Source organism: Streptomyces sp. NPDC058701 (assembly GCF_042715295.1).
Taxonomy (GTDB): domain Bacteria; phylum Actinomycetota; class Actinomycetes; order Streptomycetales; family Streptomycetaceae; genus Streptomyces.
Genome location: NZ_JBHXSY010000002.1, coordinates 189,799 through 212,443, shown reverse-complemented (window position 1 = coordinate 212,443; position 22,645 = coordinate 189,799). Strand labels below are relative to the sequence as shown.

Annotated in this window: 22 protein-coding genes and 1 pseudogene; 12 read left to right on the top strand and 11 right to left on the bottom strand. The window is 71.2% G+C overall.

The features are described 5' to 3' along the window. Positions 1 to 188: 188 nt before the first annotated feature. The 4 genes from ACFWW8_RS02790 (at position 189) to ACFWW8_RS02775 (ending at position 5,008) form a co-directional block, all read left to right on the top strand. Positions 189 to 1,472 (top strand): extracellular solute-binding protein, encoded by a 1,284-nt coding sequence (locus ACFWW8_RS02790; RefSeq protein WP_386522652.1) that lies wholly within the window; start codon positions 189 to 191, stop codon positions 1,470 to 1,472. A 127-nt stretch (positions 1,473 to 1,599) separates the two neighbouring features. Then, the gene (locus ACFWW8_RS02785; RefSeq protein ID WP_386522650.1) at positions 1,600 to 2,622 is read left to right on the top strand and encodes a carbohydrate ABC transporter permease; all 1,023 of its coding nucleotides are present in this window, start codon (positions 1,600 to 1,602) and stop codon (positions 2,620 to 2,622) included. Between the two features lie 92 nt (positions 2,623 to 2,714). Next, positions 2,715 to 3,518 carry a carbohydrate ABC transporter permease gene (locus ACFWW8_RS02780; RefSeq protein ID WP_386522996.1) on the top strand — a complete coding sequence of 268 codons (804 nt, stop codon included), beginning with the start codon at positions 2,715 to 2,717 and terminating at the stop codon, positions 3,516 to 3,518. A gap of 8 nt (positions 3,519 to 3,526) precedes the next feature. Then, the gene (locus tag ACFWW8_RS02775) at positions 3,527 to 5,008 is read left to right on the top strand and encodes a glycoside hydrolase family 3 protein (RefSeq protein ID WP_386522647.1); all 1,482 of its coding nucleotides are present in this window, start codon (positions 3,527 to 3,529) and stop codon (positions 5,006 to 5,008) included. A gap of 254 nt (positions 5,009 to 5,262) precedes the next feature. Here ACFWW8_RS02775 and nagB read toward each other — a convergent pair whose 3' ends face one another. Further along, a complete protein-coding gene (nagB, locus tag ACFWW8_RS02770) occupies positions 5,263 to 6,048 on the bottom strand; it encodes a glucosamine-6-phosphate deaminase (protein WP_386522644.1) in 786 nt (261 codons plus the stop codon). 821 nt (positions 6,049 to 6,869) lie between these two features. Between nagB and ACFWW8_RS02765 the strand changes: the two genes are divergently transcribed. After that, positions 6,870 to 8,339 (top strand): sensor histidine kinase, encoded by a 1,470-nt coding sequence (locus ACFWW8_RS02765; RefSeq protein ID WP_386522993.1) that lies wholly within the window; start codon positions 6,870 to 6,872, stop codon positions 8,337 to 8,339. 159 nt (positions 8,340 to 8,498) lie between these two features. Here the strand turns inward: ACFWW8_RS02765 and ACFWW8_RS02760 are convergent, their stop codons facing one another. Further along, the gene (locus ACFWW8_RS02760; RefSeq protein ID WP_003953983.1) at positions 8,499 to 8,756 is read right to left on the bottom strand and encodes a WhiB family transcriptional regulator; all 258 of its coding nucleotides are present in this window, start codon (positions 8,754 to 8,756) and stop codon (positions 8,499 to 8,501) included. A gap of 315 nt (positions 8,757 to 9,071) precedes the next feature. Then, a complete protein-coding gene (locus ACFWW8_RS02755) occupies positions 9,072 to 10,037 on the bottom strand; it encodes a diacylglycerol/lipid kinase family protein (protein WP_386522642.1) in 966 nt (321 codons plus the stop codon). An 84-nt stretch (positions 10,038 to 10,121) separates the two neighbouring features. Between ACFWW8_RS02755 and ACFWW8_RS02750 the strand changes: the two genes are divergently transcribed. Next, positions 10,122 to 10,571 carry a hypothetical protein gene (locus ACFWW8_RS02750; RefSeq protein WP_386522639.1) on the top strand — a complete coding sequence of 150 codons (450 nt, stop codon included), beginning with the start codon at positions 10,122 to 10,124 and terminating at the stop codon, positions 10,569 to 10,571. Positions 10,572 to 10,596: 25 nt separating this feature from the next. Here ACFWW8_RS02750 and ACFWW8_RS02745 read toward each other — a convergent pair whose 3' ends face one another. The 3 genes from ACFWW8_RS02745 to ACFWW8_RS02735 all read right to left on the bottom strand — a co-directional run bounded on the left by ACFWW8_RS02745 (position 10,597) and on the right by ACFWW8_RS02735 (position 12,499). Continuing rightward, positions 10,597 to 11,604, bottom strand: a complete 1,008-nt coding sequence (locus tag ACFWW8_RS02745; RefSeq protein ID WP_386522990.1) for an RNA polymerase sigma factor SigF — start codon at positions 11,602 to 11,604, stop codon at positions 10,597 to 10,599. A gap of 17 nt (positions 11,605 to 11,621) precedes the next feature. Next, a complete protein-coding gene (locus tag ACFWW8_RS02740; RefSeq protein ID WP_033218654.1) occupies positions 11,622 to 12,035 on the bottom strand; it encodes an anti-sigma regulatory factor in 414 nt (137 codons plus the stop codon). Positions 12,036 to 12,238: 203 nt separating this feature from the next. Further along, positions 12,239 to 12,499, bottom strand: coding sequence for a UBP-type zinc finger domain-containing protein (locus ACFWW8_RS02735; protein WP_386522635.1), 261 nt, complete (start codon positions 12,497 to 12,499; stop codon positions 12,239 to 12,241). 54 nt (positions 12,500 to 12,553) lie between these two features. On the opposite strand from ACFWW8_RS02735, the gene ACFWW8_RS02730 reads away from it, so the two are divergent. After that, complete coding sequence (locus tag ACFWW8_RS02730) at positions 12,554 to 14,137, top strand: Na+/H+ antiporter (protein WP_386522633.1); 1,584 nt, start codon at positions 12,554 to 12,556, stop codon at positions 14,135 to 14,137. Here ACFWW8_RS02730 and ACFWW8_RS02725 read toward each other — a convergent pair. After that, complete coding sequence (locus ACFWW8_RS02725) at positions 14,116 to 15,066, bottom strand: 1-aminocyclopropane-1-carboxylate deaminase/D-cysteine desulfhydrase (protein ID WP_386522631.1); 951 nt, start codon at positions 15,064 to 15,066, stop codon at positions 14,116 to 14,118. The two genes, ACFWW8_RS02730 and ACFWW8_RS02725, sit on opposite strands and share 22 nt — an antisense overlap. Before the next feature lie 132 nt (positions 15,067 to 15,198). Then, positions 15,199 to 15,426 (bottom strand): hypothetical protein, encoded by a 228-nt coding sequence (locus tag ACFWW8_RS02720; protein ID WP_386522629.1) that lies wholly within the window; start codon positions 15,424 to 15,426, stop codon positions 15,199 to 15,201. 197 nt (positions 15,427 to 15,623) lie between these two features. Between ACFWW8_RS02720 and ACFWW8_RS02715 the strand changes: the two are divergent. Together ACFWW8_RS02715 and ACFWW8_RS02710 are read left to right on the top strand one after the other, a co-directional pair. Further along, a pseudogene (locus ACFWW8_RS02715) lies at positions 15,624 to 16,091 on the top strand (XRE family transcriptional regulator); the annotation flags it as partial. A 4-nt stretch (positions 16,092 to 16,095) separates the two neighbouring features. Further along, positions 16,096 to 16,566 carry an NUDIX hydrolase gene (locus ACFWW8_RS02710; RefSeq protein WP_386522627.1) on the top strand — a complete coding sequence of 157 codons (471 nt, stop codon included), beginning with the start codon at positions 16,096 to 16,098 and terminating at the stop codon, positions 16,564 to 16,566. Between the two features lie 17 nt (positions 16,567 to 16,583). On the opposite strand, the gene ACFWW8_RS02705 is transcribed toward ACFWW8_RS02710, so the two are convergent. The 3 genes from ACFWW8_RS02705 to ACFWW8_RS02695 form a co-directional block, all read right to left on the bottom strand. Then, positions 16,584 to 17,174 (bottom strand): N-acetylmuramoyl-L-alanine amidase, encoded by a 591-nt coding sequence (locus tag ACFWW8_RS02705; protein WP_386522625.1) that lies wholly within the window; start codon positions 17,172 to 17,174, stop codon positions 16,584 to 16,586. A 154-nt stretch (positions 17,175 to 17,328) separates the two neighbouring features. Next, on the bottom strand, positions 17,329 to 18,525 hold the full coding sequence (locus ACFWW8_RS02700; protein WP_386522623.1) for a globin domain-containing protein: 1,197 nt from the start codon (positions 18,523 to 18,525) through the stop codon (positions 17,329 to 17,331). A gap of 159 nt (positions 18,526 to 18,684) precedes the next feature. Continuing rightward, positions 18,685 to 19,140 (bottom strand): RrF2 family transcriptional regulator, encoded by a 456-nt coding sequence (locus ACFWW8_RS02695; RefSeq protein ID WP_386522622.1) that lies wholly within the window; start codon positions 19,138 to 19,140, stop codon positions 18,685 to 18,687. 227 nt (positions 19,141 to 19,367) lie between these two features. Between ACFWW8_RS02695 and ACFWW8_RS02690 the strand changes: the two genes are divergently transcribed. The 3 genes from ACFWW8_RS02690 to ACFWW8_RS02680 all read left to right on the top strand — a co-directional run bounded on the left by ACFWW8_RS02690 (position 19,368) and on the right by ACFWW8_RS02680 (position 22,553). Beyond that, positions 19,368 to 20,774, top strand: a complete 1,407-nt coding sequence (locus ACFWW8_RS02690) for a family 2B encapsulin nanocompartment shell protein (RefSeq protein WP_386522620.1) — start codon at positions 19,368 to 19,370, stop codon at positions 20,772 to 20,774. A gap of 5 nt (positions 20,775 to 20,779) precedes the next feature. Next, positions 20,780 to 21,820 carry a family 2 encapsulin nanocompartment cargo protein polyprenyl transferase gene (locus tag ACFWW8_RS02685; protein ID WP_386522618.1) on the top strand — a complete coding sequence of 347 codons (1,041 nt, stop codon included), beginning with the start codon at positions 20,780 to 20,782 and terminating at the stop codon, positions 21,818 to 21,820. A 130-nt stretch (positions 21,821 to 21,950) separates the two neighbouring features. Then, a complete protein-coding gene (locus ACFWW8_RS02680) occupies positions 21,951 to 22,553 on the top strand; it encodes a GNAT family N-acetyltransferase (protein WP_386522616.1) in 603 nt (200 codons plus the stop codon). The last annotated feature ends 92 nt before the right edge of the window (positions 22,554 to 22,645 follow it).

Below are 22,645 nucleotides of genomic sequence, written 5' to 3'. Positions count from 1 at the left end.
GCCCAGGTGTCGGTCCGATAACGGACCGAGCACCCGCTCATTAGACCCTTGACACCCCTAAAGGTCTAGGCCAAGCTCCAGCTACTGGTCTAAACCAATATGGATCAGATCCCGGCCCCACGGGAGTACTTGGTACGTCACCGCGGTGGGCGAGGGAAGTTGCAGGCAGCATCCCTGAGGAGGGTGGCGTGAAGCGCAAGCTCATCGCGGCGGTCAGTGTCGCGGGCATGATGGTCGGAGTCGCGGCGTGCGGCAACGGCGGCGACGACAAGGGCAAGACCGACGCGGCCGGCCCCAAGGAGATCACCGTCTGGATGATGGACGGCTCGGCGCCCAAGGCCTGGATCGACGAGGTCAACAAGGAGTTCTCGGCCAAGCACCCCGGTGTCACGGTCAAGGTCGAAGAGCAGAAGTGGACCGGGATCCAGGAGAAGATCACCACCGCCCTCTCCGAGAACACCCCGCCCGACGTCCTGGAGCTCGGCAACACCCAGACCGCCGGTTACGCGGTCACCGGCGGACTCGCCGACCTGTCCGGCGACAAGGCCAAGCTCGGTGCCGACGCCTGGCAGAAGAGCATGCTCGCCTCGGCCGAGGTCGACGGCAAGCTCTACTCCGCCCCGTGGTACGCGGCCAACCGCGTCGTCATCTACGACAAGAAGGCCTACGCCAAGGCCGGCATCACCCCGCCCACCACCCGTGACGAGTGGGTCGCCGGCCTCGAGAAGCTGAAGGCCTCGGACCCGGCCTCGCAGCCGATCTACCTGCCCGGCCAGAGCTGGTACGTCCTCGCGGGCTTCGTCTGGGACGAGGGCGCCGACCTCGCCGTCAAGGACGGCGACAAGTGGAAGGGCCAGCTGGGCACCCCGCAGGCCGCCTCCGCGATGGACTTCTACAAGAAGCTCCAGTCGTTCTCCACCGCGCCCAAGGACAAGGACGAGGCCACCCCGCAGCAGTCCACCGACATCGTCCCCAAGGGCGGCGTCGCCTCCTGGATCGGTCTCGGCTGGGAGGCCGGCGGTGCCGAGAAGGCGCTGAAGGAAGCGGGCAAGGAAGCCGACTTCGGCTACTTCCCGATCCCGGGCAAGACCGCCGACAAGTCCGGCACCGTCTTCCTCGGCGGCTCGAACCTCGCGGTCGCCGAGCGCTCCAAGAACAAGGAGCTCGCCAAGGAGTGGCTGGCCCTCGCCGCCGGCAAGGACCAGATGACCAAGTACGCCGCCGAGACCAAGGGCGCGCTGCTGCCGAACCAGGCCAGTGCGAACTTCGCCGCCCCGGCGGGCTCCTTCGCCGAGGCCATGGCCAAGGCCGGCCTCAACGGCAAGATCACCCCGGTCACGGCCGGCTGGGCGAACGTCGAGACCGAGCCGAACCCCATCAAGGAGTTCATGACCAAGGTCCTGAAGGGTGAGGACGCCGCCAAGGCGGGCGCGGAAGCGGACAAGGAAATCGCGAACCGCATCAACAAGTAGTCCCACCCGGCAGTACCCGCACGACCCAGCAGTGTGAACGCACCGGGGGGTGCGGCAGGCGCCCGGGCGCCTGCCGTGCCCCCGGTCGCGCATTTGACTCCACAGTCAACCGCGAGGAAGCCAAGCCATGACCGTGCACTCCCAGGGAGCGACGACCAGCGCTCCACAGGACGCACCACCGAAGTCCGCCGGACGGCCGCCCAGGGTGCCCGTGACCGCACCCGGCTCCAGCCATACGACTCCTCGCGGTGGCAGAAGGTCGCTCCCCACGGGGTGGCTGCCCTATCTGCTGGTCGGGCCCGCGGTGCTCAGCCTCGCGACGCTCCTGCTGTACCCGCTGATCAAGAACGTGATCCTGTCCTTCCAGGACATCAACAAGATCGAGTTCATCCAGCGGAAGTACCCGTTCGCCGGGTTCTCCAACTACACCGAGCTGCTCGGCGACACGACGTTCTGGACCGTCGTCGTCCGAAGCTTCGCCTTCACCTTCGCCAACGTGCTGCTGATCATGGTGCTCGGCAGCCTCATCGGCATCCTGCTCAACCGCCTCGGCACGTGGATGCGCCTCGTCCTGTCGATGGCACTGGTCATGGCCTGGGCCATGCCGATCGTCGCCTCCGTCCAGGTCTTCCAGTGGCTGTTCGACGAGCAGTTCGGCGTCATGAACTGGGTGATGCGCACCGCCGGCTTCTCCGGCTACGAGCAGCACAACTGGTTCGAGACCGGCCTCTCCACCCTGACGATCGTCACGATCCTGGTGGTCTGGGGCTCCATCCCCTTCGTGGCCCTCAACATGTACGCGGGACTGACCACGGTCGGCGGCGAACTGTACGAGGCCGCCCGGATGGACGGCGCCAACGGCTGGCAGACCTTCTGGAAGATCGTCTTCCCGAACCTCAAGCCCTTCTTCCTCATCACCACCTTCCTCGAGGTGATCTGGGTCTTCAAGGCCTTCACCCAGGTGTACGCGATGAAGAAGGGCGGCCCCGACCGCGCCTCCGAGATCCTCCCGGTCTTCGCCTACGTCGAGGGCCAGAGCCAGGCCCACTACGGCCTCGCCGCCGCGATCTCCGTCCTGACGATCCTCATCCTCGTGATCGTCATGTCCTTCTACTTCCGCCTGATCCTGAAGCAGGAGGAGGAGCAGTGAGCACGACCACCGCCCCGAAGCCCGCGCCCGCGGCCCCGTCCGCGAAGCCCGCGCAGCGGCTCCGCACCCGCCGGCCGGTCCGGCCCGCAGCCGTGGCCAAGAACGTCGGCGCGCTGCTCCTGGCACTCGTCTTCGTCTTCCCGGTCTACTGGATGTTCTCGTCGGCGCTCAAGCCCGCCGACCAGATGCTCGCCAAGGACCCGGTCTTCTTCTTCACCCCGACGATGGACAACTTCACCAAGGCCACCGGGGTCGAGAACTTCTGGACGTACGTCTCCAACAGCGTCCTGGTGACCGTCGGAGCCGTCCTGCTCTCGCTGCTCGTCGCCCTCGCCGCGAGCTTCGCGATCGCCCGGATGAGGTTCAAGGGCCGCAAGGGCCTCGTCCTGACCGTGATGATGGCGCAGATGGCCCCCTGGGAGGTCATGGTCATTGCGATGTACATGATCGCCCGCGACAGCGAGATGCTGAACAGCCTCCCGCTGCTGACCGCGATCTACTTCGTGATGATCCTCCCCTTCACCATCTGGACCCTGCGCGGCTTCATCGCCGCCGTCCCGGTGACGCTGGAGGAGGCCGCCCAGATCGACGGCTGCACCCGCGGCCAGGCCTTCCGCAAGGTGATCTTCCCCCTGCTGGCCCCCGGCCTGATGTCCACCTCGCTCTTCGGCTTCATCACCGCCTGGAACGAGTTCGCGATGGTCCTGATCCTGAACAAGGACAAGTCCGCGCAGACCCTCCCCCTGTGGCTGACCGAGTTCATGAGCGCCTTCGGCAACGACTGGGGCGCCACGATGGCCGCCTCCTCGCTCTTCGCGGTTCCGGTGCTCGTCATCTTCATCTTCCTCCAGCGCAAGGCCGTCGGTGGCATGACCGCCGGCGCCGTGAAGGGATAACGGCCGCCATGACTGTCCTTGCGCACCGCACCGATACGGTGACCCGCGACGCGCTCGCCGTCCTCCAGCCCGGCTTCGAGGGCACGACCGCCCCCTCCTGGCTGCTGCGCCAGGTCGCCGAAGGCCTCACCGCCGTCGGCCTCTTCGGCCGCAACATCACCTCGCCCGATCAGCTCGCCGCGCTCACCGCGCAGCTGCGCGCCGAGCGGGGCGAGGTCCTGGTCGCCATCGACGAGGAGGGCGGCGACGTCACCCGCCTGGAGGTCCGCGGCGGCTCCTCCTTCCCCGGCAACCTGGCCCTCGGCGCCGTCGACGACACCGACCTGACCCGCGCCGTCGCCCACGAGCTGGGCCTGCGGCTCGCCGAGTGCGGGGTCAACCTCAACTGGGCCCCGTCCGCGGACGTCAACTCCAACCCGGACAATCCGGTGATCGGCGTACGCTCCTTCGGGGCCGACACCCACCTCTCCGCCCGGCACACCGCCGCCTACGTCGAGGGCCTCCAGGCCGCCGGCGTCGCCGCCTGCACCAAGCACTTCCCGGGCCACGGCGACACCAACGTCGACTCGCACCACGCACTGCCGCGCATCGACGTGGACCTGGGCACCCTCCAGGCCCGCGAGCTCGTCCCCTTCAAGGCGGCCGTCGCGGCCGGTACGAAGGCCGTGATGAGCGCGCACATCCTGGTGCCGTCCCTCGACCCGACCCGACCCGCCACCCTCAGCCCGCAGATCCTGACCGGCCTGCTGCGCAAGGAGCTCGGCTACGAGGGGCTGATCGTCACCGACGGCATGGAGATGCACGCCATCGCCGGGACGTACGGCATCGAGCGCGGCTCGGTCCTGGCCATCGCGGCCGGCGCCGACGCCATCTGCGTGGGCGGAGGCCTGGCCGACGAGGCCACCGTGCTCCGGCTGCGCGACGCGCTGGTCGCCGCCGTGCGCGAGGGGACCCTCCCGGAGGAGCGGCTCGCCGACGCCGCCGCCCGGGTCCGCGCGCTGGCCGAATGGACCGGCGCGGCCCGGTCGGACGCGCGGCCGGAGGGGAGCCGCACGTCCGGCATCGGGCTCACGGCGGCCCGCCGGGCGGTGGCCGTCACCGGCACGCCGGCCCCGCTCACGGCGCCGTACGTGGCCACGCTCGCGCCCGTCGCGAACATCGCGGTCGGCGACGAGACCCCGTGGGGCGTGGCCGCCGAACTGGCCGCGCTGCTCCCGGGAACCGGCTCCGGCGTCTACCCGCAGGGGGCCGCCGCCGCTGACGTCCTGGCGGACGCGGGGGACCGTACGGTCGTCGCCGTGGTCCGCGACGCCCATCGGCACCCGTGGATGGCCGAGGCCGTGGACGCGCTGGTCGCGGCACGCCCCGACACGGTCGTCGTCGAGATGGGCCTGCCGCGGGCCGAGCCCCGCGGGGCCCTGTACATCGCCACGCACGGCGCCTCGCGCGTCTGCGGCCGCGCCGCGGCCGAGGTCATCGCCGGCGCGTAGCACCCGTACGCGGCGGAGCCGGGCAACCCGTCACGGGGGGTGCCCGGCTCCGTCGCCGTCCGTCGCCGCCAGGCCTTCCTCCCGCACGGTCAGCCGGGTGGGGAAGGAGGGCCTGCCGTCGTTGTCCTCGACCCGGTGACCCGCACCAACGCGACCCGCGGGACCGGGGGAGCGGGCGGGGGGCGGGCCGTCAGGGGACGCGAAAGGGCCGGGCGCCCCCTGACGGGGTGCCCGGCCCTTCGGTGCCGTACGGGCTACAGCCCCTGCCAGGAGGGCTTGTTCGCGTACGTGTGGCGGAAGTAGTCCGCCAGCTTCAGCTTGGAGGCGGCCGCCTCGTCCACGACGACGGTGGCGTGCCGGTGCAACTGCAGGGCGGAGGCCGGGACCAGTGCGGACAGCGGGCCCTCCACGGTCTGCGCGACGGCCTCGGCCTTGCCCTCGCCGGTGGCGAGCAGCACCAGGTGGCGGGCGTCGAGGATGGTGCCGATGCCCTGGGTGATGACGTGGTGCGGCACCTGGTCTATGTCGTTGTCGAAGAAGCGCGCGTTGTCCACGCGGGTCTGCTCCGTCAGCGTCTTGATCCGGGTGCGGGAGGCGAGCGAGGAGCACGGCTCGTTGAAGCCGATGTGGCCGTCGGTGCCGATGCCCAGCAGCTGGAGGTCGACGCCGCCGGCGGCTGTCAGGGCACGGTCGTACGCCTCGCAGGCGCCGACGATGTCCTCGGCGGAGCCGTCGGGGCCGATGAAGGAGGACTCGGACAGGCCGAGCGGCTCCACGACCTCGCGCAGGACGACGGCGCGGTAGGACTCGGGGTGCCCGGCGGGCAGGCCCACGTACTCGTCGAGCTGGCAGATCCGGGCCCGGGAGGCGTCCACCCGGCCGGCCGCGACCTGGGCCGCGAGGGCCTCGTAGATCGGCAGCGGGGTGGAGCCGGTCGCCACGCCCAGCAGGGCGTCGGGCTTGCGGCGGACCAGTGCGGCCATGGCCTCCGCGATGAGCTCGCCGCCTGCCTTGGCGTCCGGGACGATGACAACTTCCACGCGGGGCCTGCCGATCTGAGAGGTGTGGGCGTGTTGTGGTATAGACCAATCTAGCAGAGCTGGACCCCCCGTGTCCGGCTCCGCGCCCTCTTCCCCATGGTGATCCGGAAGTCCGGCCCCGGCCTCCCGGGAACGCCGCCCCCGACCGCCCTGGAGGAGCGCCGGCCGGAGGCCGCTCGTCGCGTCTGAGCGGGAGGCCGAGTGGGCGCGGGCCTGCGGGTTCGCGAGCCGGGTCGCGTGCAGACCGGTCGCGGTGATGCCGGGGCCCGCCGAGGTCCCGGTGATGCCGCGCGGGGCGAGGGCGGCCGACAGGCGGCGGGTCGGGGTGTTCACCGCGCCCTCGGCCATGCGCCCCGGCAGGAGCTGGAGGCGGTGGCGGCGCTGGCACGGCGGGCGGGCCTGTCCCGAGCGGTAGTGCGAGCGGGAGCGTAATCCGCAGCAGTGGTGCGAGCCGGGGCGTGATCCGCGGCGGGCGAGTTTCCTCTGGGCCACGGTGCAGGACGGGACCCTCAGCCCATCCGGCACCGTAGCCCGGAGTACTTACGGCCGTCGGGTGTGCGGTTCCCGGCGGCCGGTGGGAGGGGCCTGCGCGGTCAGGGCAGAGCGCGCGGCTTACCTCGATCCGTCCTCCTGTGCGGGGAGGGCGGAAGCTTAAGGCAATTGTGGACTAGACCATTCTGTTCTGTCCATCCAATGACGGCACCGTACATCCCGTCACTTCCTCCAACAGTACGCCGCCGGGCCCGCTCCTGGATACTCCTTGGTATTGCCGTGGGGAAAGTCATCAGCCGTACCCGGGGTACGCTCGCCACGTGCCCTCCATGAACGACCTCGTACGCCAGCACACCGCTCTCAGTGAAACCGACCTGGAGTGGCTCCACCTGCTGGTCTCGGAGTGGCAGCTGCTCTCCGACCTGTCCTTCGCCGACCTCGTGCTGTGGGTTCCCACCCTCGACGGCAGCCGGTACGTCTCCGTCGCCCAGATGCGCCCGAACACAGGTCCGACCTCGTACCAGGACGACATGGTCGGCCACCTGATCCCGCGCGGCCGCCGCCCGCTCCTCGACGCGGCGCTCGACGAGGGCCGGATCGTGCGCGAGGGCGACCCGGAGTGGCGCGAGGAGGTGCCGGTCCGGGTCGAGTCGATCCCCGTACGGCGTGAGGGACGGGTGCTGGGCGTCATCGCGCGCAACACCAACCTGCTCACCGTGCGTACACCGAGCCGCCTGGAGCTCACCTACCTCCAGTCCGCCTCCGACCTGGCCCAGATGATCGCGGCCGGCTCCTTCCCCTTCCCCGGCCAGCAGGTCGACATGGACGCCTCGCCGCGGGTCGGCGACGGCCTGATCCGGGTCGACGTCGACGGCGTGGTGACCTACGCGTCCCCGAACGCCCTGTCCGCCTACCACCGGCTCGGCCTCGCCTCCGACCTGGTCGGCCAGCACCTGGGCGACACGACCACAGAACTGGCCCCCTCCCGCGGCCCCGTCGACGAGGCCCTGGTCAAACTGGCCAGCGGCTGGGCACCGCGGGAGACCGAGGTCGAGGGCAACGGCGGGGTCATCCAGCTGCGCGCGATCCCGCTGAAGCCGAAGGGGACCCGCATCGGCTCCCTGGTGCTCTGCCGCGACGTCACGGAACTACGCCGTCGCGAACGCGAATTGATCACCAAGGACGCGACCATCCGGGAGATCCACCACCGGGTGAAGAACAACCTCCAGACGGTGGCCGCCCTCTTGCGCCTCCAGGCCCGCCGCATGGATTCGCCGCAGGGCCGCGAGGCGCTCGACGAGGCGGTGCGGCGCGTCGGTTCGATCGCGATCGTGCACGAGACGCTGTCTCAGAACCTGGACGAGCGGGTCGAGTTCGACGAGATCGCCGACCGGGTGATCGCGATGGTCTCGGAGATCTCCCCGGGCCGGGTCGACTGCCGCCGCACCGGGCGGTTCGGGATCCTGGACGCGGAGGTCGCCACCCCCCTGTCGATGGTGCTGACCGAGGTGGTGCAGAACGCCCTGGAGCACGCCTTCACCCAGGGGGAGGGCGGCACCGTGGAGGTGTCCGCGGCCCGCACCGGCGTCGGCCGCACGGACGGCCGACTGCTGATCACGGTGCTCGACGACGGCTGCGGTCTGCCCGAGGGGTTCGACCCGCAGCGGGCCGGCAACCTCGGGCTGCAGATCGTACGGACCCTGGTGGAGGGGGAGCTCGGCGGCACGTTCGACATGCTCCGGGCCGAGCCGCGCGGCACCAAGGTCGTGCTCGACCTGCCGTCCAGCCCGCAGAAGTAGCGGCGGTACCGTCACGCGCTGTGACGGTACCCCGCCCGGAGGGGACTCCGGACAGCACTGAGCCCCGGACCGAATCGTCCCGGTCCGGGGCTCAAGAGCACGTTGCTAAGCGCTTGTGGCAGGTACTACGCGCTGCGCGTCGAGGCTCGAAAGTCGTTGTCAGGCGCTTGCGTTGCGCGCCCGGTTGCGAGCGGCGCGGCGCTTCATCGCGCGGCGCTCGTCCTCGCTCAGACCGCCCCAGACACCGGAGTCCTGGCCGGACTCGAGCGCCCACTGCAGGCACTGCTCCATGACGGGGCAGCGGCGGCAGACGGCCTTGGCTTCCTCGATCTGCAGCAGCGCAGGACCGGTGTTGCCGATGGGGAAGAAGAGTTCCGGGTCTTCCTCACGACAAACGGCGTTGTGACGCCAGTCCATGGCTGCTCCATCTCCTTGTATTGCGGGCAGGTTGCTTGTGAATGTGAACGCTTTCACGAATCCCCCCGTGAGGGAAGGTCGACCGCCCGGTTGCCCGGAGTCAGGATTCGTGGAGGGGTTCTGGCGGTCTGTGTGGGTGCCGGGTTGTGCGGGCTGTCCCAACCGCCATGTAGAGATTCGCAAACCTCGGACGGGGATACAACCCCTTCCGGAAAGTTTTTTTTGATTCGTCGGTGTCTACTAGGTCACAGCCCTAGTTCCTAGGGGTGTACCAGCGTGTAAACGTTCGAGTGAAAGGACTTTAGGCCCTTCCACTCACACAATCACACGCAGTGCGCGGCGTACGCCTGTGAACTGAACGCTGGTCCGCAGGCCGAGGTGGTCACCGTCCATCTGGAACGGAAGCGGCACCTTCGAATGCAAGGTGAAGTCCGTCAGATCGTGCAGAGACACGGCGTGCTTGCCGTGTGGACCCCGCTCAGGAGTCGAGGTCAGGAGCTGTGTGGCGTACCGGGCGACCGCCGGAGTTGACAAACGATTGAGTGCCAATACGTCAAGCGCGGTATCGAACGACGCCTCCGGTGAGGCGTAAAGCGGACGATTGCCCAGATACGTCCACGGGGAGGTGTTGCACACTATCGACAGCACCAGGTCCGGCACCGGATCCGCGCCGGGGCGCTCCAGGGTGACCGTGCCGTGCCGCCGGTTCGGTTCCTCCAGGTACTGCCGCAGCAGCTGCCGTACGTACAGGGCGTGGGTCGAACGCTTGCCCCGCTCCCGCTGCTGCTCGACCCGGCCCACGACGCCCGCGTCGAAGCCGAAGCCCGCGCAGAAAGTGAACCAGCGCGCCGGAACGGACTCGTCCTCCGTGCCCGGGGTGCCGGCCGCCAGACCCAGGCCCACCGTCCGCTCGCGCTGCTCCCGCAGCGCGTCCAGCAGGGCGCCGGTCGCCTCGACCGCGTCGTTGGGCAGGCCGAGGGCCCGGGCGAACACGTTGGTGGAGCCGCCGGGAACCACCGCCAGCCCGGGCAGCCGCTCCGGGTCGGGCCCGTGGTGCAGGAGCCCGTTGACCACCTCGTTGACCGTGCCGTCGCCGCCGAGGGCCACGACGAGGTCCATGCCGCTCTCCGCCGCCCTGCGGCCCAGGTCCCGGGCGTGGCCCCGGTACTCGGTCGTCACCGCTTCCAGCTTCATCTCGCTGGCCAGGGCGTGGGTCAGGACGTCACGCGTGCGCGCACTGGTCGTCGTCGCTGCTGGGTTGGCCACGAGAAGTGCACGCATGAGCGCCAGACTACCCACCCCTTCATATGCCGAGCCGACTGGCCGTCCCCTCCGGGCCCGCCGGCCCGCGGCTACGCTGCTGGGGTGAGTACGAAGCAGCCCCAGAGCGCCCCCGCCACCGCCGCCGCCGAGACCCCCGCGCCGCCCGGGCGGCTGACCGCCGCCGCCGCGCTCACCGCCCTGGAGGGCCTGGCCCTGGCCGGCCTCGGTGTCTACATGCTGTTCGTGGGCATCGCCGGGGACCCCGACTCCCCGCAGCAGGCCGAGACGGGCGGGATCACGCTGCTCGCGCTCGCCGCGCTGCCGCTGGTGGCGGCCCGCGGGCTGCGGCTGGGCCGCCGCTGGAGCCGCGGCCCGGCGCTGATCACGCAGCTGCTGGCGTTCCCGGTGGCCTGGACCCTGTACGGCGCGGGCGGCGCGATGATCGCAGCCGCGGCCGTCCTGGCGGTGGCCGCCGTGGCCGTCGTCGTGCTGCTGGTGAACCCGACGGCCACGCGGGCCCTCGGGATCGGGCCCCGGGAAGAGGCCCGATAACCCGTACGACCTCCCGTGGCGGGGGTCACTCCTCGACGAGGAGCTTCTCCCGCAGCTGGGCCAGGGTGCGGGCCAGCAGCCGGGAGACGTGCATCTGAGAGATGCCGACCTCCTGGGCGATCTGCGACTGGGTCATGTTGCCGAAGAACCGGAGCAGCAGGATGCGCTTCTCCCTCGGCGGCAGCCCCTCCAGCAGCGGCTTGAGGGACTCCCGGTACTCGACCCCCTCCAGGGCCTCGTCCTCCGAGCCCAGGGTGTCCGCGACCGCCGGCGACTCGTCGTCGGTGTCCGGGACGTCCAGGGAGAGCGTGCTGTAGGCATTGGCCGATTCCAGCCCCTCCAGCACCTCCTCCTCGGAGATCCCCAGCCGCTCGGCCAGTTCGTGCACCGTGGGGGAGCGGCCGTGCTGCTGGGACAGCTCGGCCGTGGCGGTGGTCAGCGAGAGCCGCAGCTCCTGCAGGCGCCGCGGCACCCGTACCGCCCAGCCCTTGTCGCGGAAGTGGCGCTTGATCTCACCGACCACGGTGGGCGTGGCGTACGTGGAGAACTCGACGCCGCGGTCCGGGTCGAACCGGTCCACCGACTTGATCAGACCGATCGTCGCGACCTGCGTCAGGTCGTCGAGCGGCTCACCGCGGTTGCGGAACCGCCGAGCCAGGTGCTCGACCAGCGGCAGGTGCATCCGCACCAGCCGGTTGCGCAGCTCCGCCTTCTCCACCGACCCGTCGGGCAGGGCCCGCAGCTCGATGAACAGGGCCCGCGCGCCGCTGCGGTCGCGCGGGTCCGGCAGGGCCGGTGCCGCGTGGAACACCGGTGCCGGAGGGGCCTCCGGGGCCGTGGCAGCGGCCTCGGGTGGCTGTGATGGCTGTGGTTCTTCGTGCTGGTTGTCGCTCATAGGGCCCGCCCGTCGCTCCGCCGAGTCCAAAAAGCCGTCTTCCGCATCCGTCTCCGCCGGGTGCGGCCGGGCGTGCTGCTGTTCCGGGATGCCGCCGTCGACCTCGTGCCGTACCCGGGGCCGATCCCCGCCCCGCACCGGGATCTCCCCGCCGCTCACGCCGGTCCTGGTCCCGCGCCGCGTTGTTTGTAGAGGCTGATGCTCACTGTCTTGTTCTCCTCGACCGTGGCCTCGACCTTGCCGGCCAGCGCCGACAGGACCGTCCACGCGAACGTGTCGCGCTCGGGAGCGCGCCCGTCCGTCGTGGGTGCCGAGACGGTCACTTCCAGCGAATCGTCGATCAGCCGGAAGACGCAGCTGAGGACGGAGCCGGGCACGGCCTGCTGGAGCAGGATCGCGCAGGCTTCGTCCACCGCGATGCGGAGGTCCTCGATCTCGTCGAGGGTGAAGTCCAAACGTGCCGCGAGGCCGGCCGTGGCCGTTCGCAGCACCGACAGGTAGGCACCCGCAGCGGGCAGCCGGACTTCCACGAAGTCCTGGGTCCCGGGCTCGCCTGCGATCTGGGACACCCTCACCTCCAAGGTGGTACGAGCTCTGTTCGCCGGTGACGCTATCGCGATCCGGGTGATCGTGTCGCGGCACCCCTCGCGGCGCCCGCTGTGAGCACCCTCCGCACGGCCAGTGACTGATGGTAAGCCCATGGGTACGCACAGTGGCTAGGGGTCTGCGGGGTCAAATCGGGGGAACCGGCGGAGGGTTGACCTACCCCACCTCAGACGATCGAACCGTCGACAAAACACCAGCGCCAGGTCTCGCCCGGCTCGAAGCTCCGCATCACCGGATGGCCGGTCTCCCGGTGGTGCGCGGAGGCGTGCCGGAAGGGGGAGGAATCACAACAGGCCACGTGGCCGCACCCCAGGCACATCCGCAACTGCACGGGATGGCTGTCGACCGCCAGACATTCCGGGCAGGTCTGGGCAGAGGGGATGGGCTCGGGGCGCGGCAGTTCGGCAACGTGGGTGCACTCGCTCATGATGGCCAGCGTACGACCAGGGTGGGCGCGCGCGACGGATGGGATGGATCTTCCATGGAGGTATTGCCGCTGGTGGCGCTGGTCGCCGGCAGTGCGGTCGTGGCGGGGCTGGCCCGCCGCACCCCGGTTCCGGCACCGCTGCTGCTGGTCGCCGTCGGGCTGGTGGCCGCGTACGTCCCCGGCGTGCCGTCGTACGTCCTGGACCCGCACATCGTGCTGCCGCTGCTGCTCCCGCCGCTGCTGCACACGGCCGCCGTGGACAGCTCGTACCTGGACCTGCGGGCGAACATCCGACCCATCGGACTGCTCTCGGTGGGGTACGTGCTCTTCGCGACGCTCGCCGTCGGCTACGCGGCGTACCTGGTGGTCCCGGGCCTGTCGCTGACGGTGGCGCTGGTGCTCGGTGCGGTCATCGCGCCGCCGGACGCCGTCGCGGCCACCGCCATCGCGCGCAAGCTCGGGCTGCCGCACCGGATCACGACCATCCTCCAGGGCGAGTCCCTCGTCAACGACGCCACCGCCATCACCGCCTACAAGGTGGCCGTCGCGGCGGCGGTCGGGGTGAGCGCGGGCTGGGCGGGCGGCATCGCCGAGTTCCTGCTGGCGTCGGTGGGCGGGGTCGGCGTCGGCCTGCTGCTGATGGTCCCGATCCACCAGCTCCGCACGCGGCTCAAGGAGCCCCTGCTGCAGAACACCCTCTCGCTGCTGATCCCCTTCGTGGCGTACGCGGCGGCCGAGCGGGTCCACGCGTCCGGGGTCCTCGCGGTGGTCGTGGTGGCGCTGTACCTCGGGCACCGGAACTGGCAGGTCGACTTCGCCACCCGGCTCCAGGAGGAGGCGGTGTGGAAGGTGATCTCGTTCGTCCTGGAGTCGGTGGTCTTCGCGCTGATCGGACTCCAACTGCCGGTGGTCCTCAAGGGCCTCGGCGAGTACGGGGGCACGGCCCTGGTCTGGTACGCGGTCTTCGTGTTCCTCGCGGTGGTCGTGGCGCGCTTCGTGTGGGTCTTCCCGGCCACCTTCCTGCCGAGGTGGCTGTCGGAGCGGGTGCGCCGGAGGGAGCCGGACACCACCTGGAAGGCGCCGGTGATCGTGGGCTGGGCGGGGATGCGCGGGGTGGTCTCGCTGGCCATCGCGTTCTCCATCCCGATGGGCGTGCCGCACCGCAACCTCATCCTCTTCCTGACGTTCACCACGGTCATCGGCACCCTGGTCGTGCAGGGGCTGACGCTGCCGCCGCTGATCCGGCTGCTGCGGCTGCCGCCCCGGGACCTGCACGCGGAGACGCTGGCGGAGGCGCAGGCGCAGAGCGAGGCCTCGCGGGCGGCGGAGGAACGGCTGCGGGAGCTGCTTGAGGAGCCGGAGAACCGGACCCTGCCGCCGCCGCTCGCCGACCGCCTCCGCACGGTCCTGGAACGGCGCCGCAACGCGGTGTGGGAGCGGCTCGGCGAGGTCAACGCGGAGACGGGCGAGTCGGCGGACGACGTCTACCGGCGCCTGGCCCGGGACATGATCGAGGCCGAGCGGGAGGTGTTCGTGGCCCTGCGCGACCAGCGCCGCATCGACGACGAGATGCTCCGGGTACTGTTGCGCCGCCTGGACCTGGAGGAGGCGGCCGCCTACCGCGAGGAGGCGGCCTGATCCTCCCCCGCGGTCTCTGCCCAGGGCCGCCCGGTGACGACCGCGGCCAGGGCGGTGCCGGGGGCGAAGGTGCCGGCGGCGGTGAGTTCCGTCAGGGCCCAGAGGAGCTTGGCCACGTAGACCCGTTCGACGGGGACCCCGTGGCGGGTCCCGAAGTCGGCGGCGAAGGCCTCCAGCGCGGCCGGTACGCGGGCGTAGCCGCCGTGGTGGAAGTCCTCCGCCAGGGTCCAGTCACCGGCCGGGGCGCCGAAAGCGCTTTCCTGGAGGGAACGTATCTCCGCCTCCAGGAAGCCGCCCGCCAGGACCGGAACGCCCAGCGCCCGCTGCCCGGGCGCGAGCCCGGCGGCCAGCCCCGCGAGCGTGCCGCCGGTACCGCAGGCCACCGCGATCACGTCCGCCCCGCCCCGGAGCTCGCGGCCGAGCTCCGCGCAGCCCCGGAGGGCGAGGGCGTTGCTGCCGCCCTCGGGAATCACGTACGCGCCGGTGGCACCGGCCGCGTCCAGCAGCCGGGCCCGCGTCCGGGGTTCGGCCTGGTGCCGGTAGTCGGCGCGCGAGGCGAAGTGCAGCCGCATGCCGTCCGCCGCGCAGCGGGCGAGGGAGTCGTTCAGCGGCCGGTCGGCGAGTTCGTCGCCGCGTACGATGCCGACGGTCTCCAGCCCCAGCAGCCGCCCGGCGGCCGCGGTGGCGCGCAGGTGGTTCGAGTACGCGCCGCCGAAGGTCACCAGGGACCCGCACCCGGCCGCCAGCGCCGCCCGCAGATTGGGCGCGAGCTTGCGCCACTTGTTGCCGGGAAGCTCGGGGTGCACGAGGTCGTCCCGCTTCAGCAGCAGCCGTACGCCGTGCCGGTCGAACCGCTCGTCGCGGACCTCCCGCAGCGGGGAGGGCGGGCGCGGCCGCAGCAGGACGTCAGGGTTCGCGGGACGGTTCACCCGTCCATTGTGGGGCGCTCCTGCCCGTGCCGTCGCACGTCAGAGCCCCGCCCACGCCATTGGGGTGGTGTGAGCGGGGCCGGAGCCGGCGCGCTGGGCTGTCTTGCTCGCCGTCGCCCAGCGGGCCGGGGTCTACGTCTCGCGGGTGACGCGCGCGCGATCCGTGAACACCCGGCTGAACAGGTCGTGCCCCGTCCGCCCGGCGTGCCGGAGCGCCCAGTCTTGTGCGTCCGCCTGTTCGTCGTGAGCGCCGGACTCGGCTCCACAGCCCTCGGCGACACAGAACGCCTCGTACGTCACCCCGCCTTCGGGGGCGTGCCGGATCGTGTGGGGGACGTAGCGGAGCACGGCGCGGGTCATCGACTCACCTCCGTGTGCGGGTGCTGGCGGATCTCCACGTTGCAGTCCACGACCCCCGAGAGGTCCCGGCGCCGGTAGCAGTCAGTGCGCTGAGCGACCAGTGCCCCGCACACGTCGCAGTCCGGGTCTGCTGGATCGGGGGGGTCGGGCACCGGGAACGGATGCCGCTGTTCGACTTGTTGCCACAATCCCGGCGATACGTGGATCTCCTCGCGGCAGCGCGCGAGCGCATCGACGTCCTGGTCTACGCGGCGGTGTTCCTGCACGAGGCGTATCCCCGGCTGAACGACCTCCTGCGGGAGCGTGCTGCCGACGGGTGCGCGGTACGCATCGCAGTCGGCGACGCGGACAGCGAGAACGTCCAGCAGCGAGGGCAGGAAGAGAAGTTCGGGCACGGCATCGAATCCCGCTGTCGCGTCGCTCTCTTGCACTACCGGCCGTTGGCGAGCGTGCCGGGCATCGAGCTTCGGACACACGGCACGACGCTCTACAACAGCTTGTACCGGGCTGATGATCAGGTGTTGGTCAATGCCCACGTCTGGGGTGTGAACGCGTACGGTGCGCCCGTGTGGCACCTCCGCCGCCACGACTCCGGCGGCATGTTCGACACCTACGCGGACAGCTTCAATGCCGTGTGGGAGACAGCACGCCCTGTGGAGGCATGACCGGATGGCCCGGACCGAGTACTACGACGATCCCCATGCGCCCGAGCCGAACAGCATGGTCGTGGCCGCATCAGCGGTGGTCACCGACGGCGACGGCCGCATCCTGCTGCAACGGCGACGGGACAACGACCTCTGGGCGCTGCCCGGCGGAGGGATGGACCTGTGCGACTCGCTGCCCGGCACGGCCGTCCGTGAGGTCAAGGAAGAGACCGGCCTCGACGTGGAGATCACGGGACTGGTCGGCACGTACACGGACCCCCGGCACGTCATCGAGTACAGCGACGGCGAGATCAGGCGACAGTTCAACGTCTGCTTCACCGCCCGGATCACGGGCGGTGAGCTGTCGTTGTCCGACGAGAGCACGGAACTGCGGTTTGTGGCGCCGGCCGATCTCGACGCGCTGCCCATGCACCACACGCAGCGCCTGCGCGTGCGCCACTTCCTGGAGCGCCGTTCCCGGCCGTACCTCGGGTGAGGGGGCCGGTTCCGGGGTTACTTCAGACGTTCCGCTACGCGGGTGCGCATCGCGGACATCGTGAAGCCTCTGGGGTCGACCTTGCCCGGTTGCCATTCGAGGTGCCCGATGACCGAGCGGGCCGTCCAGCCGTGGAAGCGGCAGATGGCCGCCGCCGTGCGGGAGATCGCGTCGAGCTGGGCCGCCGGCCACGGGTCTTCGCCGTCGCCGAGGTTCTCGCACTCGAAGCCGTAGAAGTGGCGGTTTCCGTCGGTGTTCGCCTCGTGGTCCGGGGGGAGCCGCTTTTCCGCGATCACCGCCGCCAGTACGTCGGAGTCGCCGGAACCCGCGTGGTTGGCGCGGCCGTAGCCGACCAGGTGGACCCGGCCGTCCTTGGCGATGACGCCGTGGCAGAGCGGGCCGGGGAGGTCGGAGCGGCCGTCGCGGCAGAGCGCCACGGTCCGCGCGGTGCCGCGGGTGACGGTGTGGTGGATCATCACGCCGTGCACCGGGCCCCAGGGGCCCTTGTGGTTGCGGTTGTGGGTGCGCCAGGCGCCGACCTCTACGACGGTCAGGCCCTCGGCGCGCAGGGAGGTGAGGAACCGGTCCGCGGACATGGGTGCGGCCATGGCCGCCTCCTTCGTTGCGGTGCACGGTCGGGCACCCTGTGTGTCCGATCCGTTACGCTCCGGTGTAGTGGAGGCGGGCCTTCCGCGGCTAGTGCGTTCGTACGGTGTGCGAAGCGATCCGGACACGTCCGGATCGGATCAGGCGCACCACGTGTCACGCGGAGGCGAGCCAGAGGTCGGGACCGAAGACCTCGTAGTGGATGTCCGCGGCCGCGACGCCCTTGGCGAGCAGCTGCTCGCGCGCCGACCGCATGAAGGGCAGCGGTCCGCAGAGGTAGGCCCGGGTGCCGGGCGCGACCGGGACGTCGCGGAGGTCCAGGCGGCCCTGGCCGTCGCCCGGCCCGGCCGACTCCTCGTACCAGAACCGGGCCGAGGCGTCGGCGAGCTTGTGGGTCAGTGCCCGGTGGTCGTCGCGCAGCGGGTGGTCGGCCGGGCTGCGGTCGGCGTGCAGGACGGTGACGGGGGCGGCGTGCCCGGTGTCGGCGAGGTGCTCCAGCATCGAGAGCATCGGCGTGCAGCCGATGCCGGCGGAGGCCAGCAGGACCGGGGCGGCGGAGTCGTGCAGCACCAGGTCGCCGTACGGGGCGGACACGCGCAGGGAGTCGCCGGCGCGGACGCGGGCGTGCAGGTGGTTGGAGACCTCGCCGTCGGGTCCGCCGCCGGTCCGGCCGTGGACCCGCTTGACGGTGATCGCGCGGGTCGGGGCGCCGGGGGCGGTGGTCAGGCTGTACTGCCGGATCTGGCGGGCGCCGTCCGGGAGTTCGACCTGTACGGAGACGTACTGGCCGGGCAGGTGCGCGGGCGCCGGGGCGCCGTCCGCGGGGACGATGCGGAAGGTGGCGCAGTCGGCGGTCTCCTCGGTCCGGCCGGTCACGGTCCACTCCCGCCAGACGTCGCCGGCGGCCACCTGCCGGGCGGCGTAGAGCCGCTCCTCGAGGGCGGCGAGGGCGTTCGCCATCAGCCAGTACACCTCGTCCCAGGCCTCGGCGACCTCGGGGGTGAGGGCGTCCCCGAGGACCTCGGTGATCGCCGCGAAGAGGTGCTCGTGGACGACCGGGTACTGCGCGCGGGTCACGCCGAGGGAGGCGTGCTTGTGGGCGATGCGGTTCAGCATCACGTCGGGGCGCTGGTCCGGATGGGCGACGAGGTGCGTCGCGAAGGCGGCGATCGAGCCCGCGAGGGCCTGCTTCTGGAGGCCGGCGGCCTGGTTCCCGCGGTTGAAGAGGTCGCGCAGGAGGTCCGGGTGCGCCGCGAACAGCTTCGTGTAGAAGAGCTCCGTGATGTCGCCGATCGCCGCCCCGACGGCGGGCAGGGTGGCGCGTACGGTCGCGGTCGACTTCTCGGACAGCATGGTGACTCCTCGGTTACTGGTATCTGAAATGCGCATTTGACGCTGTCAGAGCGCAAGAGGTGTGAAGCCGTGTGGTGATGCGGACGTGTGTTCGATCGCGGGAATCGGCTTGGTGCCGATGATCCGTCTCCGGTGGAAACCGGCCACCGGCCCCCGGGGTCAGGCCCCGCCCGGCCGGGAGCCGGAACCTCCCGAGATTCCCAGGAGGACCGGGCCGGTCGGGGCCGCCACCAGCTCGTTCACCGTCAGCGGGTCCAGTGACGCGAAGAACGCCTCCTGGGCGCGGCGCAGCGCCCCGCGCAGGATGCAGGCCCCCCGCAGCGGGCACGGAGCGCTCCCCTCGCACTCCACGACGTCGCCCGCGCCCTCCAGCTCGCGCACCAGCCCGCCCGCCGACGCCGAGCGGCCGGCGGGGGTCAGGGTGAGCCCGCCGCCGCGGCCGCGCCGCGCCTCGACCAGGCCGAGGTGCTGCAGCCTGGCCACCACTTTGGCGGCGTGGGTGTACGGGACCTCCATGGTCGCCGCCACGTCCCGGGTCGTCGGGAGGTCCGTCTCCTCGACGGCGAGGCGCATCAGGACGCGCAGTGCCAGATCGGTGAACCGGGTCAGCCTCATGGGGTCACCGTAGATAAGTTGCATCCAAATTACCAAATTAGGCTGTGCCCAATGCGTATCGATGGCCGAAACCGGCGGGGTGGCGGAGGTGCCCGTGAAGGAGTCGACCCCAGAGAGTGCCCCGCACCCGGACGGAGTAGTCCCACCCTTTTGTGTAATGGTCCCACCACGTTCCGTACTGGAAGGCTGCATCCCGCAGATCCATGGAGTGATCGAAAGGGAAATACATGTCGGTCCAGGCAGGTTCCGAATCCGAGACCCAGGCACCGCAGCGCAGTCTGGGCACATCGGCCGCGCGGAACTTGGCAACCACGACCAAGTCCGCGCCGCAGATGCAGGAGATCACCTCGCGGTGGCTCCTGAAGATGCTCCCGTGGGTGTCGGTGCAGGGCGGCACGTACCGCGTCAACCGCCGCCTGAGCTACTCGGTCGGTGACGGACGCGTCGAGTTCATCAAGACCGGGACCCAGGTCCAGGTCATTCCGGCCGAGCTCGGCGAGCTCCCGCTGCTGCGCGACTACGAGGACCTCGACGTGCTGGGCGAGCTCGCGCAGCGCTGCCAGCAGATCGACTTCGAGGCCGGCCAGGAGCTGACCTCCTTCGGCAACACCTCCGACCGGGTGTTCCTGCTCGCCCACGGCCGCATCGACCAGGTCGGCCCGGGCCCCTACGGCGAGGACGCCGTCCTGCGGACCGTCGCCGACGGCGCCTACTTCGGCGAGGACTCCCTCGTCGACGAGGAGGCCATCTGGGAGTACACCGCCCGCGCCGCCACCTCCGGCACCGCGCTCGTCCTGTCCCGCCAGGACTTCCAGCTGCTCGCCGACCGGGTCGACTCGCTGCGCGCGCACATCGACGACGTACGGACGCAGCCCGCGCAGCGGACCAACAAGTACGGCGAGGCCGCCATCGACCTGTCGGCCGGCCATCAGGGCGAGGCCCTCCTCCCCGGCACGTTCGTGGACTACGACGCCCACCCGCGCGAGTACGAACTCTCCATCGCGCAAACAGTTCTCCGGGTCCACACGCGCGTCGCCGACCTGTACAACCAGCCGATGAACCAGACCGAGCAGCAGTTGCGGCTCACGGTCGAGGCGCTGCGCGAGCGCCAGGAGCACGAGATGCTCAACAACCGCGACTTCGGTCTGCTCCACAACGCCGACTACGACCAGCGCATCCAGCCGCACGACGGCGCCCCCGGCCCCGACGACATGGACCAGCTGCTCAGCATGCGGCGCGGCTCCAAGTTCTTCCTGGCGCACCCCAAGGCCATCGCCGCCTTCGGTCGCGAGTGCAACCGGCGCGGCCTGTACCCGGAGTCGGTGGACATCGGCGGCAGCCGGGTGCCGTCCTGGCGCGGGGTACCGATCTTCCCGAGCAACAAGATCCCGATCAGCGACGCCCGCACCACCTCGATCCTGTGCATGCGCACGGGCGAGGACGAGCAGGGCGTGATCGGCCTGCACCAGCCCGGCATCCCGGACGAGATCGAGCCGAGCACGTCGGTCCGCTTCATGGGGATCAGCGAGCAGGCGATCATCTCGTACCTGGTCACCGCGTACTTCTCCGCCGCGGTGCTCGTCCCGGACGCGCTCGGTGTGCTGGAGAACGTCGAGATCGGCCGCTGGCGCTGAGCGCGGTGAGCACCGTCGCGACCGGCGAGGGCCAGGAGGCCGCGGTCCTCCTGGAACGGACGAGAGAAACGGTCAACCCGGAACTGCGCCGGACGGTCGAGAGCCTGCCCGGTTCGATGCGGCGCGTGGCGATGTACCACTTCGGCTGGGAGCACGCGGACGGCACCCCGGCTGCGGGCAACGCCGGCAAGGCCATCCGGCCCGCACTGGTGCTGGCCTCCGCCCAGGCGCTGCGGGGCCCGGGCGGGGAGGCGGACGACGCCGTACGGGCGGCGGTCGCCGTGGAGCTGGCCCACAACTTCACGCTGCTGCACGACGACGTCATCGACAAGGACGCCCGGCGCCGCGGCCGGGCCACCGCCTGGACCGTTTTCGGCACACCGGACGCGATCATCACCGGCGACGCCATGATGGCGCTCGCGCTGCGGCTGCTCGCCGAGGACCCGCACCCGGCCTCGGCGGCGGCCTCGGCCCGGCTCGCGTCCTGCGTGATCGAGCTGTGCGCCGGCCAGCAGGCGGACTGCGCGTTCGAGCGGCGGGCGCGCGTCTCGCTCGACGAGTGCCTGACCATGGCCACGGCCAAGACCGGCGCCCTGCTGGGCTGCGCGTGCGCGCTGGGCGCGCTGTACGCGGGGGCCGGGCCGGACGAGGTCGACGCCATGGACGCCTTCGGCCGGGAGGCCGGGCTGGCCTTCCAGCTGATCGACGACCTGATCGGCATCTGGGGGGACCCGGGGCACACCGGCAAGCCCGCCGGGGCCGACCTGATCGCCCGCAAGAAGTCCCTCCCGGTCGTGGCCGCCCTCACCTCGGGCACCACGGCGGGGGAGGAGCTGGCCGCCTTGTACGCGGGTCCCATGACCGGGGACGACGTGCACAAGGCCGCCGCCGCGGTCGACCGGGCGGGCGGCCGCGACTGGGCGCAGGCCCACGCCGCCGACCGGATGGGCCGGGCGGTGCAGCAGCTGTCCCGGGCCGTTCCGGACCTGGGGGCGGCCGGCGGGCTGCTGGCGCTGGCGGAGTTCGTCACGCGCCGCACGCGGTGACCCCGTAGGGAGCGGCCTCGGGGGGAGGCCTGTTCCGGCACCGGATGGTGCCGGAACAGGCCTTTTCGCATGAGGGGGCCAACTCTAGGATCGCCCAAGGTTGTTGATGCTCGGGCGAAGGGTGTGACCCGTGGTACTGGAGATACGGCAAGCGGAGCAGTCGGACCGGGACGCGGTGACGCGCCTCCTCGACGAGGCCTTCCGCACCGACCCGGTGAGCAGCTGGGTCTTCCCGGACCCGGAGCACCGGGCCGCGGTGCACGGGAAGTTCCTGGGCGTCTTCGTCGACGTGGCGCTGGCCGAGGGCCGGATCGACTGCGCGGCGGACGGCTCCGCCGCCGCGCTCTGGCTGCGGATCCCGGCGGGCGAGCCGGAGGAGGGGGCCGCCGAGGACGACGTCCCGGCGAGGATGCGGGCGGTGGCCGACCCCGGCAACGAGCGCTGCGAGCTGGTGGGCCGGCTCACGGGCGCGGTGCACCCGACGTCCGAGGAGCACGAGTACCTGCTGATGATCGCCGTCGCCCCGGGCCGCCAGGGCGAGGGGCTGGGCGGCGAGCTGATCCGGCCGGTGCTGGAGCGCTGCGACCGCGAGGGGGTGCCCGCGTACCTGGAGGCGAGCAGCGAGCGCAGCATGCGGCTGTACGAGCGCCTGGGCTGGGAGCTGACCGGCGAGCCGGTCCGGCTGCCCGACGGGCCCCTGATGTGGCCGATGTGGCGCAAGCCGCGGGGGTGACGGCGCCGGTGGGCGGGGGCCGTGAACGGGGCGCGACGCACAAGGGCTTGGCGAACCACTGCAAGTGAAGTAGTTTGCCTGGCGTGCCCCGG

Excerpts from the sequence above, each read along its gene's own strand:
- ACFWW8_RS02760 (WP_003953983.1), bottom strand. The coding sequence starts at position 8,756 with ATGGACTGGCGTCACAACGCCGTTTGTCGTGAGGAAGACCCGGAACTC.
- ACFWW8_RS02775 (WP_386522647.1), top strand. The coding sequence starts at position 3,527 with ATGACTGTCCTTGCGCACCGCACCGATACGGTGACCCGCGACGCGCTC.
- ACFWW8_RS02730 (WP_386522633.1), top strand. The coding sequence starts at position 12,554 with ATGGAGGTATTGCCGCTGGTGGCGCTGGTCGCCGGCAGTGCGGTCGTG.
- ACFWW8_RS02785 (WP_386522650.1), top strand. The coding sequence starts at position 1,600 with ATGACCGTGCACTCCCAGGGAGCGACGACCAGCGCTCCACAGGACGCA.
- ACFWW8_RS02720 (WP_386522629.1), bottom strand. The coding sequence starts at position 15,426 with ATGACCCGCGCCGTGCTCCGCTACGTCCCCCACACGATCCGGCACGCC.
- ACFWW8_RS02705 (WP_386522625.1), bottom strand. The coding sequence starts at position 17,174 with ATGGCCGCACCCATGTCCGCGGACCGGTTCCTCACCTCCCTGCGCGCC.
- ACFWW8_RS02755 (WP_386522642.1), bottom strand. The coding sequence starts at position 10,037 with ATGCGTGCACTTCTCGTGGCCAACCCAGCAGCGACGACGACCAGTGCG.
- ACFWW8_RS02700 (WP_386522623.1), bottom strand. The coding sequence starts at position 18,525 with ATGCTGTCCGAGAAGTCGACCGCGACCGTACGCGCCACCCTGCCCGCC.
- ACFWW8_RS02690 (WP_386522620.1), top strand. The coding sequence starts at position 19,368 with ATGTCGGTCCAGGCAGGTTCCGAATCCGAGACCCAGGCACCGCAGCGC.
- ACFWW8_RS02765 (WP_386522993.1), top strand. The coding sequence starts at position 6,870 with ATGAACGACCTCGTACGCCAGCACACCGCTCTCAGTGAAACCGACCTG.
- ACFWW8_RS02710 (WP_386522627.1), top strand. The coding sequence starts at position 16,096 with ATGGCCCGGACCGAGTACTACGACGATCCCCATGCGCCCGAGCCGAAC.
- ACFWW8_RS02695 (WP_386522622.1), bottom strand. The coding sequence starts at position 19,140 with ATGAGGCTGACCCGGTTCACCGATCTGGCACTGCGCGTCCTGATGCGC.
- ACFWW8_RS02735 (WP_386522635.1), bottom strand. The coding sequence starts at position 12,499 with ATGAGCGAGTGCACCCACGTTGCCGAACTGCCGCGCCCCGAGCCCATC.